The sequence below is a fragment of the Chitinophaga sp. 10T418 genome (assembly GCF_056394125.1).
This window is the reverse complement of record NZ_JBFTHG010000013.1, coordinates 39,948-54,007: the sequence shown is the minus strand read 5'-3', so window position 1 is coordinate 54,007 and position 14,060 is coordinate 39,948. Positions and strand designations below refer to the sequence as shown.

Sequence of the window (14,060 nt, the reverse complement as noted above, 5' to 3'; positions counted from 1 at the left end):
AAACCCGAAATGGCAGAAAAAATTAAAGTTGCTAATCCGGTAGTCGAACTGGACGGTGATGAGATGACACGAATCATCTGGAAATTCATCAAGGACAAACTGATACTTCCATACCTGGATGTTGAAATTAAATATTATGATCTGGGCATGGAGCATCGTGATGCTACCAACGACCAGGTAACCATTGATGCAGCCAATGCGATCAGGGAAGTAGGCGTAGGTATCAAATGCGCTACCATTACTCCGGATGAAGACCGCGTAAAGGAATTCAAACTGAAGCAAATGTGGAAATCACCGAATGGCACTATCCGTAATATCCTGGATGGTACCGTTTTCCGTGAGCCAATCGTTATGAGCAATGTTCCACGCCTGGTGCCTAACTGGACAGCTCCTATCTGTATTGGTCGTCATGCTTTCGGTGATCAGTACCGCGCTACCGATTTCGTTACTAAAGGAAAAGGTAAACTCACCATCAAATTTGAAGGTGAAAACGGTGAAGTAATTGAACACGAAGTATACAACTTCAAAGGTGATGGCGTTGCATTGGCAATGTACAACACCGATGAGTCTATCAAAGGCTTTGCACGTGCATGTTTCAACCAGGCACTGATGAAAAAATGGCCTTTGTACCTGAGTACCAAAAATACCATCCTGAAAAAATATGATGGCCGCTTTAAAGATATCTTTGAAGAAATCTATCAACAGGAATTCAAAACTACCTTCGAATCACACGGCTTAACTTATGAGCACCGTTTGATTGATGACATGGTAGCCAGCGCACTGAAATGGCATGGTAACTTTGTATGGGCTTGTAAAAACTACGATGGCGACGTACAATCAGATACTGTTGCACAAGGTTTTGGTTCCCTCGGTCTGATGACCTCTACCCTCATCACTCCGGATGGTAAAACAATGGAAGCAGAAGCCGCACATGGTACTGTAACCCGCCACTACCGCGAGCATCAGGCTGGCAAACCAACTTCTACCAACCCAATCGCTTCCATCTTTGCATGGACACGCGGCCTGGAATTCCGTGGTAAACTGGATAACAACCAGGCGCTGATCAACTTCTGTACTGCACTGGAACAGGTTTGTATTGAAACCGTAGAAAGTGGTAAAATGACAAAAGATCTGGCAGTTTGTATCCACGGTAACAAAGTAGAACATGGTAAACATTACCTCTACACCGAGGAATTCCTGGATGCCCTGGACACAGCGCTGAAAGCGAAACTAGCATAGAAATAGCTATTAGCAGTTAGCTTTTAGCCTTTAGCAAAAATGCAGCGAAGATCATATGATCTCCGCTGCATTTTTGCTAAAGGCTAAAAGCTAATAGCTGTTTACATTTTCATCTTCTTGCGTAGTACTTTATCTTCTCCATAAATATCATCAAAGAAAACAAGGTTACCATTCTGTCCTTCTGCGGTAAAGTAACGCAGGTAAATAGGAATATGTTTAGGCAGATCTACCTGTTTCTTTTCTTCCCGCGCCAGCCATACACGAATACTATCACCGCTATGTCTCAGACTGTCCGCACGTACCAGGTACTGCGCCAGGCTATCCCATTGCTGTACCCGCACACAACCATGACTCATAGCACGCATGGAATTTTTGAATAAACCACGGTTATTGGTGTCATGCAGGTATACGCTGTATTTGTTGCGGAAATTAAATTTCATGATTCCCAGGGAATTATCAATACCGTCCATCTGCCGTAACACGTAGGGGAAATGACCTTTGCCCATTTTCGTCCAGTCAATGGTGGCAGGATCTACGGTGTTACCATCCTTATCAATTACTTCCAGGTTTTTAGAAGCGAGATAGCCCACATTCTTTTTAATAGCTGGCAGCATTTCCTTGAACACAATACTGTAGGGTACTCTCCAGTAAGGATACATCATAAAGTTAGTCATATAGGAGTTCAGCAGCGGTGTACGTGTACGTGGTGTACCCACAATCACGCGCGACTCCAGCTTTACTTCTCCACTATCTACTACCCGCAATGTATAACCGGGAAGATTCACCATAATATACTGTGACGGCAAAGTATCCGGCAGTTTACGCCACCTGTCCAGGTTTACAGCTGCCTGCATAATCCAGTCGTGGATAGAACGATTCAATGCAATTACGGTTCTTTTACCTGCTACGCCATCAACATAAATATTAAACTCTTTCTGAAAAGCTTTAATACCAGTTTTTAATATAGTCGTATCCGTTGCACGACCGGTGGTATCCAGATGTCCGCTTTGTACCAGGCGATTGATCACCAATTGCCTGAAAGCCACAGTATCCGTATAGTTCAGCGGTAAGGTATCCCAGTGATAATTAGCATATTTTGATTTGAAGGTTTGTATACCTTCTTTCAGTGCTACGTACCCCGGGTGTACAGGTTCCTGCGCATGAAGAATGGTGGACACATTTTTCTCCGCCAAAGCCTGTTGCAGGGCTGTAATCAGCTGAGCGTCTGTAAACACCGAATCTCTTTTGAGGGTAACACTGTCACGAGGCGCTACGCCAAAACGCAGGTCAGAGGCCATTTTCATAAAGGCATCTGTCATCAGTATATCCACTTTTGCCCACAAAGCCGCGTCCTTTTTGGCAGTAGCATCACTGCTGATCTGCTCCAGGGCGGTGGTGAGCGCAGGTGCATGATACTGGGCAGGCAATAACCCTACATCTTCCGCATGCTGTATCATATACAACATCGAATCTGCAGCGGGATTGACCACACCATCCCTGGACCAGTGCCCGGACGGTTTATCGGCGCCATAAAATTCCTGAATAGCGGAGGGACGGAACGCCAAAAGGCTGTCTTCCAATTCACCTTCATTGTCTTTGAGTGCAGACAAACGTTCCGTGATATTATCTGTTATCACTTCATCCAGTTGTCTGATGTTTGCTACAATCTGTTTTTGTTTGGGGGCGGTATGCTTTTTTTTATTGACACAGGCTAACAACAAGCACGCTCCAGATCCGCATAACAAACCGATAATATAAATTTTGTACTTCATTTGCAGTTAATCGCTATAGTAAAGATAGGGATTTACAAATACTGTGCAGGAAATTTTACCCGGAAAGTTTGCGTACAAATACGTATTATTTACAACAGTCTTTTTTCATAAACAATGACTGTAATACCTTTAATATACCTGTTAAGATCTTTTTCATGTGAAGATTTTTAAAAAAGAGGCCACGGTGTGCAGCAGCCTCTTTTTAAACTAAAACTAAAACAACTAACTTCTAATATCTCACGCCTATGGGTATACTATATCTTATCTAATGGTATACGCTCAGGGGCTTTCAATTGTTTAAATTTACTTGGTGTTAAACCGGTAACTTTTTTGAACTGAGCGGAAAGATGCGCTACACTACTGTATCCCAGCTTGTAACTAATTTCACTTAAACTTAATTCGTTGTACACCAGCAACTCTTTTACTCTTTCAATTTTCTGCTGAATAATATATTGCTCAATGGTAGTGCCTTCTGTTTCTGAAAAAAGATTACTGAGATAGTGATAATCTTTCTGCAACTTCCCTGCCAGTAAAGTGGAAAAGTTTTCTTTCATTTCATCCAGCTCAGAATGATGTACCGCCTGCACTACAATGCTTTTTATGCCGGCGATCAGTTGCTGTTTTTTATCATCTATCAATAAAAAACCTTCTTTTTCCAGGGTGGCAGATAGCTGTTGCAATTGCTTTTCAGACACCTTTCCTGCCACTGTCACCTTGCCCAGCTGTATATCCCGGATGTCCAGCTGCTCCGCGGCGATGGCTGCTGTTACCACCTTGATGCAACGCGGACAAACCATATTTTTTATAAACAGATCTGTTGTGGCCATCATTTATTTTTTAATATTAAAAATGTTATGTTCAAACCTGATTAAAAAGGAGTTGAACGTGTTACGCGTCATGTCTCCTGCCAACTGAGAGCGGTAAGACAAATCCAGTCGTGTGGTACTGTTGAATATAAACTGTATGGCGGGGGCAATGTCCAGGTAAGAACCACGACCCATTAAGTCTGTATTGGTTTTTCCCAGTAATTCCACATACAGGTTTAAATTGGTTTGCTGAAAGCTTTTATACTTTACAGGCAGTACCAGGTACCCGGCGGAAAGACTATAATTTACTGAATTCTTAGAAAAGTTTTCCGGAATATTATCCTTCACATTATTCATATAACGTGAATACCCCAACGTTGTAGACAACGCCAGTTTATGCAACAGCTGCGTAGCAATAATACCACCATTTACGCCGGAAGTAGCGCCCTCCAGGTCCAGTTCCTCATTATCATAAGGACGCATCGCATGTGTGCCCGTCGGCATAACAGGATAATATGGATTGTCGATCACGGAACCTCTTACATAAGCCGCCATCCTGAAATGTGCATGCTGCTGATCCAACGACAGGAAACGGTATTTCGCATAAATGCTACCACCTTCTGCCCGGATGGAAGACTGCATCATATTAGAGGCATACCCCAGTACGTGCACCATGAGTCTTTTATTTACACCCCACATCACTTCCGGTTCAAAACGCATTCCCACATCGCCGGAATGCTCCATGTTAAAGAACTTATTGGTGAGTCTTATTCCAAGGGAATTAGCGGGCATATTACTCGCCGGTTCCGTATTAACGTATAATTCCTGGGCTGCTGCAATGCCGGTACCGGCAATGATCGCCACTGCTATCATTATAAATTTCTTCATATACCAAACAAATATTAAATGGTAACGTGATAAATCCTGCCGGATGCTGCCCCGGTATTGGTTTTACAGCAGTCGCCCATCATGCCTGTTTTATAGCAGGGCATAGTTGTTTCGGTACTGAATTTTTTAAACTGTTTGGTAGAAACAAAATCCTTGTCGATCACCGTAATGTTTTTATCACCGCTCAGCACCTGGTTCTTCACATCCATAAAGTGGAGGGTACTGCCGGCGAAGCTAATATGTGCATCGTTTTGCACATTTACTGCATCAAAATTGGCGGTCATCACCAGTTTACCTATTGAAAAACCGGCATCTTCCACTTTTGCCTTAATGGCGTCAATATCCACCGGTACACCGGTTTTGAAGGTCAGTACAAAGGTGGTGTTATCCAGGTCTGTGTCTATTTTATCTACAAAAGGCAGTGATTCCAGTGCTTCATAAGTTGCTTTGGAACACATGGCGCAGGTAAGGCCGGTAGCATGTACGCTGGCTTTTTTGAATTGTGCATTTGCGCCAAAAGTTAAGCCCAGTGAGAGCAATATAATAGCTATCGTTTTCATGATCTGATTAAATTAAATAAATGAGAAATTACAGCCGTTGCTTTGTCGTTCCGCGAAAAGCGGGTATTACAAAAACAGCTGAATCAGATCAGGAAAGTGCAGTTTCGAAGAAAAATGGGGGTGGAGGCGAGATCTGGCGGATCATGGTGATAGTCGCCAGCCAGTATTTTTGATACGGGTAATGCAGGTACGGTTAATATCCTTACCGGCAGCTGCATATGGGTGGTCATGCTAAAGTCCTGCTGCAGGGCTTTGGCAGCCTGATGCGATTCAGTGACTTTACAAAACTTAAATTCATCTTTGCAACAATCCATGCCTTTTGACGGCTTTTTGCATATCTGGCACAGATCCGCTGAAGCATCCTGCCACTCAATGCATGCCAGTTTGCCCATGCAGTAATGCACATTTACCGCAAACCCGCTGGTAAGCGTGGTGTACAAGACTGCAAATAATATGGCAAAAAATCGTTTCATGATGAAACACAAATATAGCTAAAAAAGCAGAAAGCGAAAGGCATAAAGCAAAAAGCTATTGTGTAGAAAGAATAAGCCGATATTTCGCTGTTATCTTCTACACAATAGCTTTTTGCCTTACGCTTTGCGCTAGTTAATAAACCACCATCTCAACCCCACTCTGAAGGCGAAGTTGTTATAGGGGTATAAAGGAGCTGCGTAGTTATTATTGGTGATAAACGTATTCAAATTTTCTGCGCGTACATATGCGGAGAAGGATTTAATACGGAAGTTGGCGAATGCCGCAATATCCGGTAAAGGATTACTGATTTTCTGTGAATGCTGATAAATAAACTGACCTGTCAGCGGGGAATAATCATCTGCATAGTAGCCGGTATTGTACCGTGCTTCAATACCAGTGATCAGGTTCAGGTTAGTATATAACCTTTTCTCAAATGCGAAACGGTTGCGTGTCCAGAAAGTGGGTACGTTTAATGGTCCGTTGCCATGCAATTGCTGGAAGGCCACATCCACATACCAGGCAAATGGCGCGATTACAAATTTCTTGCTGAATGTTATCTGCAACAGGTTAAACAGGGAGCCATATTGGTCGCTGTGGTAGTAATCCTTGAAATAAGTATAGTTCGTGAACAGGAAATAATTCACGGCCAGGGTATATTTCAGTTTTGCATTATCGGTGGCAAACTGCAGCTGGGTAACATTTTCTTTAGCCAGGCTGGTATTATACCAGGCATCCCGGTTACTGTTAAAGTACTTGTACACGTAAGAAGGCTCGCGGTTTACGTTATTCATCGACAGGCGCACATCTCCCAAAAGGTCATTAATATGCCTGCGTAAGGTACCATATACGCCGTAGTCGCCAATATTCTGGCCTACTACATAAAATTCGCCCTTTGCGGAGAAGTCCCATTTCTGGTTACGGGTTTTGTTACGGTATTCCCCGTGTACTGCGAGGTTAGTGAAATTAATATCAGCATCGAGGAAGGTACCGGTAATACTTTCAAACCGCGCACCCAGGTTAATGAAATGCCCCTGGTTACCACGTACCGGAAACTGTATCAGGGAGATATCGTTGGAAATCAGCTTCCACTTATGCTGCGCATTAACCGTATCGCTGGGAATAAAATTATAGTGTTTGGTATAAAAGGCCGTATCCGGACTGCTGTCTATAAACCCGTAGTCATCATTTTGGTAATTAAAGGTGTACTGCACACGGAATACCGGCTCATACCTGTAATAATCGGTGGTATCGTTCACATGAATGCTGTCGCCCCTGCCCCAGTCGTACTGTTGCTGTATGAGGAAACCTGTTTCCCGGTAGCTGGATTTCACCGGCAGTGTACCGCCGCCAAAGAAAGCGTAGGCCTGTGACGTATTATTACCCAGATTTACCGGCAGACTTTTACGTTGCTTGTAGTTGTTATCCAGCATCAGAGAATCGTACTTAAGCCCTCCATTCTCCCCTCCATTGATCTTATTATAGTAGAAGCTCATGTAGGTATGCGCACGCTTGTTTTTGCTCTGATAACGGGCTGTAAGCCGGTAAATATCGTGATTGGTATTCTGGGTACGATAATATCCCGGTGCATTTATTTTGCGATAGTCGAAAGCAAAGTTGAAACGTTCCGTACGATTCTGTGTATGCGATAGTCCGATTACCTGTTCCTGTTTGCTCCCTATCAGGTACTGCAGCTCTGTGTAGGGGCGGGTAGTATAGTAAAAGCGGGCATCCTTGTGGGAATTGGAATAGATATCGTACGAGTGAAAACCGGCATCAAATCCGGGTTTCATCAGCGGTGAGTATATCATATTATACGCAGCACCGCCGGTATTACCGGTGGTAGCGTAACTGGAAGGCACCTTCAGGTAGTTGGTTTGAAAATCAGCTACAGAAGAATCTATCTTATAATAAGAAGGGTCGCCCAGGGCCTGGTAGCTAATAGTCAGCGTATCCAGCTCGTGTTCATGCTTTCCGGTGTCCCGTTGCATTTTACTACTACCGCCGCCTCCGCCGCCACCCATATTATTCAGGCGTCCCGAGTTAAACTGGGCCTTTAATTGATTCCCGCAAAAAAACAGCAGGGCTATGAAAATGAAAATTTGCCTCATCCGAAAGTAACAAAAGCGTTTATAGTTGCCGGATTAATTCACTAAAGATAAGCGTAAGCCCAGGTTCTGCTGCTTTTGCAGCCGCCAGTACTTCTTCATGGGTAATCACATTTTCCTCCTCCCGGATACCGATATCGGTAATCACACTCATGGCAAATACTTTCAGGCCGGCATGTGCCGCTACAATTACTTCAGGCACGGTACTCATACCTACAGCATCACCACCGATGATATGCATGTATTTGTATTCTGCCCTGGTTTCAAAGGTAGGCCCTTGCACGCCTACATATACGCCGCTATGTAATGATATATTGTTGGCTGCCGCAATTTTATTGGCAGCATCTATCAGGGTTTTGGCGTAAGGTTCGCTCATATCCGGGAACCGGGGGCCCAGGGTATCTTCATTTTTACCACGCAGCGGATGCTCCGGCTGCAGGTTAATATGATCGCGGATGATCATCAGATCCCCCACGTTAAAGGCTGGATTCATGCCTCCGGCCGCGTTGGAAATAAATAATGTATGGATTCCCAGTGCCTTCATGACCCGAACAGGAAAAGTTACCTGTTGCATGGAAAATCCTTCATAAAAGTGAAAACGTCCTGCCATGGCCACTACAGGCTTGCCCTGCATGTATCCCAGGATTAATTTACCGGAATGTCCTTCTACAGTAGATTCAGGAAAATGTGGGATGTCGCTGTATGGAATTTCCACGCTACCTTCTATTTCACCGGTCAGGTTACCCAGTCCGCTGCCCAATATGATGCCCGCTACCGGCTTATCTTGCCAGAATTTGCTGATATATTCCCCCGCTGCTGTGATCTTTGCTGTTAGTTCACTCATCTGTTTATACATTAATTAAAAGTCGGATTTAAAAAACAAACCCGCGCAAAGTTATTTTTTAATTCACAAATGACTGCAGTTTTATATTTAAATCATAATGACCTAATTTAGCGCCAAATTTTATTCCGATGAACTTACACGAGTACCAGGCTAAAGAACTGTTGAAAAAATATAATGTACCGGTACAGGAAGGCATCCCGGTGGATACCCCTGAAGCGGCTGCGGAAGCATACAAGCAGCTGAAAGTGCAATTTGGTAATGAATTTGCCGTTGTAAAGGCCCAGATTCATGCGGGTGGACGCGGAAAAGGTAAGATCCGTGGTACGGAACAGAGAGGTGTGGCAGTAGGAAAAAATGCAGAAGATATTAAAACCATAGCAGGCAATATACTGGGAGGTACCCTGGTAACCATTCAAACCGGCGATGCTGGTAAACTGGTAAATAAAGTACTGGTAGCCCAGGATGTTTACTATCCAGGTGCTAACCCGGTAAAGGAATTTTACCTGTCTATCCTGCTGGATCGTGCTAAAAGCCAAAATGTTATCATGTACTCCACAGAAGGTGGTATGGATATCGAAGAGGTAGCACACAGCACTCCTGAGAAAATATTTAAAGAGTGGGTTAAACCAAATATGACCCTGCAGCCTTTCCAGGCACGTAACATTGCTTTCAACTTCGGTTTAAGCGGTGAAGCGTTCAAAAACATGGTGAAATTTGTAACTAACCTGTATAACGCATATGTAGGACTGGATTGCAGCATGCTGGAAATCAACCCGCTGTTCAAAACCAGTGACGAGAAAATTATTGCAGTAGATGCGAAAGTAAACCTGGATGATAACTCCCTGATGCGTCATCCTGACCTGGAAGCACTGCGTGATATTTCAGAAGAAGATCCTACTGAAGTAGAAGCCAGCAAATTTAACCTGAACTTCGTGAAACTGGATGGTAACGTAGGTTGTATGGTGAACGGCGCCGGCTTGGCCATGGCTACCATGGATATGATCAAACTGAGCGGTGGTGAACCAGCTAACTTCCTGGACGTAGGTGGTACTGCCAACGCACAAACAGTAGAAGCAGGGTTCCGTATTATCCTGAAAGATCCAAAGGTGAAAGCTATCCTGATCAATATCTTTGGTGGTATCGTTCGTTGCGACCGCGTTGCACAGGGCGTAATTGATGCTTACAAATCTATTGGTAACATCGAAGTTCCTATCATTGTACGTTTACAGGGTACTAATGCTGCAGAAGCAAAAGTACTGATCGAAGAAAGCGGTCTGAAAGTACAGTCAGCAATTTTATTAAGCGAAGCGGCTGCTTTGGTAAATAAAGCAGTAGCATAAGGCTGAAAGCATAAAGCAAAAAGCTATTAAAGTGAATGACCTGAGTAAAGGAGTAATATCCGCTCAGGTCATTCACTTTAATAGCTTTTTGCTTTATGCCTTATGCTAACTATTCAACTTGACCAGTTGATTCTTGTAACCATCAACACGTTCGCCCATTGATTCAGCTTTAGCCACCAACCAGGTAAAATATTTCTTCGCGAGATCCTTATGTCCTTCCCGGCACATTAAAGCCAGGGCTCTTAGTGCTTCCAGGCTGGATTTTTCATTCAGCACAGGTTCTGCCCATTTGATATATAACTCTTGCAGGGAATGGTCTTTTTCTAATGCAGCTCCCAGGTAGAAGGCCATATAGCGGATCCGGTTTTCGCTACGGTCGTTATGAGCAATGGCGAATTCCACGAAAGCCTTTCCGTTTTCGCAGGTCCTATATAAATAATTTTCTGCATAATACATCTGTGCTTCCTGCCAGTCGGCAGCACCATATACAGTTTGCTGCTTCGCTAAAAAGGCAGCGAATGCCTTTTCATCGTATTGTTTAGGCAAAGCCGCCATATCCTGTTTCAGCAACCCTTTAAAGATATTCTGGGTAAGGGCGCTGCCAAAACGAGCTTCTTAAGTTTCTTTGTTTTTGAGAAAGAACTCCCTGTAATTGTCAGGCAGCTTGCCAGCCACCTGCATGGCTTTAAACACAGACTCTTTAAAATAGTCTTTCGGCGACTGCTTTAACAGGTATTCCTTTACCACTTCCGCAGCCGGATACTTCCGGTCTTTTGCGAAAAAGAAGGTCGTATAAAAGTCCGGATCATCTCTTTTCAGGCTATTACCAAAGCCGGTCAGCGACTCCCCTGCTTTATACTTTTCGATATTGGTTTGCAGGAATTTCAGGAAATCGGGTACCTCCTTGTAGCCCATACCGGTATTAATCAGTTTTCCCTCGCCGGAAATAATCAGGTAAGTGGGAAATCCTGTCATGAAATACTTGGCGCACAGCTCTTTCCCGAATTCTTCCTTGAATACGTCATAACCAGTGCATACAAAGTTGTCTTCCATGTACTTTTTTACGTCCGCGCGTGGAAATACTTTGACTTCCATGTCTTTGCAGGCATGGCAGCCTTCAAAATACGTGTCAATAAAAATGGGTTTGTGTTCTTTCCTGGCTTTGACGGTGAGCTCCTTCCAGGAGCCTTTGATAAACTGGGTGCTATCCTGCGCCAGGGCAGCAACGGGCAATAGACCTGCCAATAGCAGTGCTTTAAATGCATACTTCATTGTACTGTTTTTTTTAATGGTTTGGTAACGTGAAGCTAATAAATAGGATTATAATGCCCGCAGCAGTTTGTTTATTGGTGGATAAAATATATAAGCGGAAGCGGAAAGCATAAAACTGAAGGTACAAAGCCAAAAGCCATTGAGACGAATGATCTAAGCGGCTAATAATTAATATTCGCTTAGATCATTCGTCTCAATGGCTTTTGGCTTTGTGTTTTATGCTTTCCGCTTTCGCGGTACTAATCGTTCTTTTTAGGTGGTGCAGGCATAGTAGCCTTTGGCTTGTCTTTCTGCTCTTCCTTTTTCGGTGCGGGAGCAGGCGCTGGTTCTGGTTTATCTGCACCTGGTGCAGCAAAGTCATTGGCATCACCAGAGCCATAGTCATCGGCAGAACCGTTACCTACATTTTCTGATTCTGCACCTGGCTTCACATTAGACTCATAATTCATGTAGATATCATCCTCACTCATATTCTGCGGAATCGGGAAATGGTCATTCGTGCTGATTTTCAGTGTTGGATCCGCATATACCTTTTGCATGAAATAAGCCCAGATAGGTAAGCCGGTATTGGCCCCCTGTCCGATAGCGGTAGTGCTGAAGTGGATAAAGTTGTTTTCACAACCCACCCAGGCGCCCGCCAGTATTTTAGGAGTATAGCCCATGAACCAACCATCGGTGTTATCGTTGGTGGTACCGGTTTTACCGGCTATTTCACCCTGGATGTTATAACGTGAACGGATACGCGCACCGGTACCACCGGGAGCCACTACCCCTTCCATCATTTTCACCATGGTGTAGGATTGTTTTTCGTTGATTACTTCACGTTTTACCGGTGCAAATGTTTCGAGGATATTACCGTTTCTGTCTTCTATGCGGGTAATATAAATAGGTTTGGTATTAATACCTCTTCCGGGGAACATGGTATACCCCTGTAATAGTTCATACAGGGAAATTTCCACTGCACCCAGGGCAATAGCCGGATATGCAGGGATATCGCTGCTGAAACCCACTTTATTTTTGGCGAAATCCGCAAATGGTTTGGCGCCAATCTGTTTAATCAGATAAGCTGCCACCAGGTTGAGTGATTTGGCCAGCGCGCCGGCCATGGTAATTGAACCACCTGTGCTGCCTTCAGAGTTATGCGGGCTCCAGCCATTAATCGTTATAGGCTCATTTGGCAATATAGTGTTGGCCGAAAAACCATTCATGATCGCAAAGCAATACAGGAAGGGTTTAAAGGTAGAACCAACCTGACGACGGGTTTTAGCCACGTGGTCATTTTTGAAATAACGAAAATCCGGTCCGCCTACCCATGCCTTTACCTCACCACTTTCGGGATCCATCGCCATAAAGCCTGCCTGTAAAATGGCGCGTGTATATTTGATGGAATCCATTGGCGTCATGATGGTATCTATTTCGTTCAGGTCTGGTTCCGTAGAACTTTTCCAGCCAAATACCTTCATGCGGGTGGGTGTGTTGAATACCCTGGCAATCGTAGAATCATCGGCTTCATCATCCTTCATGAATTTATACCTGTCAGATTCTTTCATGTACTGATCCAGGTATTTAGGCCATTTCTTCCAAACGCTGCCGGTTTTAACATCATTTTGTGCAGAGAGTGATTTTTGCAACACTGCCAGGTGCTTGGCTACTGCTTCTTCTGCATACAACTGCATTCTTGGGTTGATGGTTGTATATATTTTCAGACCATCACGGTAAAGGTTATATTCTGAGCCATCGGCTTTTTTATGGTTTTTACACCAGCCTTTGAGTTCATCACGCAATACTTCCCTGAAATAAGGGGCTAGTCCTTTGTTGTGGTCAATTTTATTATAGTGCAGTACAATCGGTTTGCTTTTGGCAGATGCGGCTTCTCCGGGTGTAATGAATCCGGCTTTCTGCATATTGTCTATCACCGTGTTACGGCGTTCTAGTGCATACTGCGGATTACGGCGGGGGTTATAGATGGTGTTTCCCTTCAGCATCCCTATCAGGATGGCCGCTTCTTCTATGGATAAATGACCGGCATCTTTACTGAAGAAGGTTCTGGCGCCGTTTTCTATTCCATATACGTTATCTCCGAAAGCCACTGTATTTAAATACAGTGTCAGGATTTCCTGTTTGGTGAAGTTTCTTTCCAGTTTTACCGCAATAATCCATTCCTGTATTTTCTGAAAGGCACGTCCTACAGGGTTGCCGGAGCGTTGTTTGCCCAGGTTGTCTGTTTGCAGGTTCAGGGCCAGCTGCTGCGTGATGGTGCTCGAGCCACGCTTTTTACCGATCAGGAGGTAAAAAGGAATGGCCAGTGTGCCTTTAGGATCAATACCGGAGTTATCGTAAAACCTGGTTTCTTCAGTTGCTATCAGCGCGTTGATCACATTTTTGGAAATCTCATTATAATCGCTGCTGGAACGATCTACCTGGTAGTATTTACCCAAAATGGTACCATCGTCCGCAATCACTTCTGCTGCCAGCGCTGCACGGGGATTTTCCAGTTCTTCCATGGACGGCATACTGCCGATTACACGGAAATTAATGAGTAAAACAAAGAGAACAAGTAATGCTAAGATACCAAAAGCCACCCGCCACAATATTTTCACCGATTTTTTCATGCGCTTATATAATTTGTTTTATGGCCAAATTGCCTGATCCTTTAAATGAATGGCAATTTATTACTATCTGTTGGCTATATATGTAAATTTTTCAATAAAGTTCAACTGCAATAAACAAGCCTGTTTATAAGCGTTTGACCGGCAAAGC

Annotated in this window: 12 protein-coding genes; 2 read left to right on the top strand and 10 right to left on the bottom strand. The window is 44.0% G+C overall.

The window, feature by feature from the left end:
- Positions 1-9 precede the first annotated feature (9 nt).
- Positions 10-1,239, top strand: coding sequence for an NADP-dependent isocitrate dehydrogenase (locus AC1DCV_RS29305; protein WP_441577415.1), 1,230 nt, complete (start codon positions 10-12; stop codon positions 1,237-1,239).
- Positions 1,240-1,340: 101 nt separating this feature from the next.
- On the opposite strand, the gene AC1DCV_RS29300 is transcribed toward AC1DCV_RS29305, so the two are convergent.
- From AC1DCV_RS29300 to AC1DCV_RS29270, 7 genes are all read right to left on the bottom strand, one after another.
- The gene (locus AC1DCV_RS29300) at positions 1,341-3,011 is read right to left on the bottom strand and encodes a L,D-transpeptidase family protein (protein WP_477026503.1); all 1,671 of its coding nucleotides are present in this window, start codon (positions 3,009-3,011) and stop codon (positions 1,341-1,343) included.
- 254 nt (positions 3,012-3,265) lie between these two features.
- Entirely contained in the window at positions 3,266-3,841 is a 576-nt protein-coding gene (locus AC1DCV_RS29295; protein WP_477026502.1) for a helix-turn-helix domain-containing protein, read from the bottom strand.
- Positions 3,842-4,705 carry a hypothetical protein gene (locus tag AC1DCV_RS29290; RefSeq protein ID WP_477026501.1) on the bottom strand — a complete coding sequence of 288 codons (864 nt, stop codon included), beginning with the start codon at positions 4,703-4,705 and terminating at the stop codon, positions 3,842-3,844.
- Between the two features lie 14 nt (positions 4,706-4,719).
- Complete coding sequence (locus AC1DCV_RS29285) at positions 4,720-5,265, bottom strand: heavy-metal-associated domain-containing protein (protein ID WP_477026500.1); 546 nt, start codon at positions 5,263-5,265, stop codon at positions 4,720-4,722.
- A gap of 83 nt (positions 5,266-5,348) precedes the next feature.
- Entirely contained in the window at positions 5,349-5,738 is a 390-nt protein-coding gene (locus AC1DCV_RS29280; RefSeq protein WP_477026499.1) for an HYC_CC_PP family protein, read from the bottom strand.
- Between the two features lie 129 nt (positions 5,739-5,867).
- Positions 5,868-7,847, bottom strand: a complete 1,980-nt coding sequence (locus AC1DCV_RS29275; RefSeq protein WP_477026498.1) for a putative porin — start codon at positions 7,845-7,847, stop codon at positions 5,868-5,870.
- A gap of 19 nt (positions 7,848-7,866) precedes the next feature.
- Complete coding sequence (locus tag AC1DCV_RS29270; RefSeq protein WP_477026497.1) at positions 7,867-8,688, bottom strand: purine-nucleoside phosphorylase; 822 nt, start codon at positions 8,686-8,688, stop codon at positions 7,867-7,869.
- Positions 8,689-8,816: 128 nt separating this feature from the next.
- Here AC1DCV_RS29270 and sucC point away from each other — a divergent pair, with 128 nt between their 5' ends.
- Positions 8,817-10,028, top strand: coding sequence for an ADP-forming succinate--CoA ligase subunit beta (sucC, locus tag AC1DCV_RS29265; RefSeq protein ID WP_441577423.1), 1,212 nt, complete (start codon positions 8,817-8,819; stop codon positions 10,026-10,028).
- A 105-nt stretch (positions 10,029-10,133) separates the two neighbouring features.
- Here the strand turns inward: sucC and AC1DCV_RS29260 are convergent, their stop codons facing one another.
- From AC1DCV_RS29260 to AC1DCV_RS29250, 3 genes are all read right to left on the bottom strand, one after another.
- A complete protein-coding gene (locus tag AC1DCV_RS29260) occupies positions 10,134-10,583 on the bottom strand; it encodes a hypothetical protein (protein WP_477026496.1) in 450 nt (149 codons plus the stop codon).
- A gap of 60 nt (positions 10,584-10,643) precedes the next feature.
- Entirely contained in the window at positions 10,644-11,300 is a 657-nt protein-coding gene (locus AC1DCV_RS29255; protein WP_477026495.1) for a thioredoxin family protein, read from the bottom strand.
- A 239-nt stretch (positions 11,301-11,539) separates the two neighbouring features.
- On the bottom strand, positions 11,540-13,912 hold the full coding sequence (locus tag AC1DCV_RS29250) for a transglycosylase domain-containing protein (protein ID WP_477026494.1): 2,373 nt from the start codon (positions 13,910-13,912) through the stop codon (positions 11,540-11,542).
- Positions 13,913-14,060: the final 148 nt, after the last annotated feature.

What these genes read in the sequence shown, in the direction of transcription:
- AC1DCV_RS29280 (WP_477026499.1), bottom strand. Translation starts at nt 5,738, where the DNA reads ATGAAACGATTTTTTGCCATATTATTTGCAGTCTTGTACACCACGCTT.
- AC1DCV_RS29255 (WP_477026495.1), bottom strand. Translation starts at nt 11,300, where the DNA reads ATGAAGTATGCATTTAAAGCACTGCTATTGGCAGGTCTATTGCCCGTT.
- sucC (WP_441577423.1), top strand. Translation starts at nt 8,817, where the DNA reads ATGAACTTACACGAGTACCAGGCTAAAGAACTGTTGAAAAAATATAAT.
- AC1DCV_RS29270 (WP_477026497.1), bottom strand. Translation starts at nt 8,688, where the DNA reads ATGAGTGAACTAACAGCAAAGATCACAGCAGCGGGGGAATATATCAGC.
- AC1DCV_RS29275 (WP_477026498.1), bottom strand. Translation starts at nt 7,847, where the DNA reads ATGAGGCAAATTTTCATTTTCATAGCCCTGCTGTTTTTTTGCGGGAAT.
- AC1DCV_RS29290 (WP_477026501.1), bottom strand. Translation starts at nt 4,705, where the DNA reads ATGAAGAAATTTATAATGATAGCAGTGGCGATCATTGCCGGTACCGGC.
- AC1DCV_RS29305 (WP_441577415.1), top strand. Translation starts at nt 10, where the DNA reads ATGGCAGAAAAAATTAAAGTTGCTAATCCGGTAGTCGAACTGGACGGT.
- AC1DCV_RS29300 (WP_477026503.1), bottom strand. Translation starts at nt 3,011, where the DNA reads ATGAAGTACAAAATTTATATTATCGGTTTGTTATGCGGATCTGGAGCG.
- AC1DCV_RS29250 (WP_477026494.1), bottom strand. Translation starts at nt 13,912, where the DNA reads ATGAAAAAATCGGTGAAAATATTGTGGCGGGTGGCTTTTGGTATCTTA.
- AC1DCV_RS29285 (WP_477026500.1), bottom strand. Translation starts at nt 5,265, where the DNA reads ATGAAAACGATAGCTATTATATTGCTCTCACTGGGCTTAACTTTTGGC.
- AC1DCV_RS29295 (WP_477026502.1), bottom strand. Translation starts at nt 3,841, where the DNA reads ATGATGGCCACAACAGATCTGTTTATAAAAAATATGGTTTGTCCGCGT.
- AC1DCV_RS29260 (WP_477026496.1), bottom strand. Translation starts at nt 10,583, where the DNA reads ATGGCGGCTTTGCCTAAACAATACGATGAAAAGGCATTCGCTGCCTTT.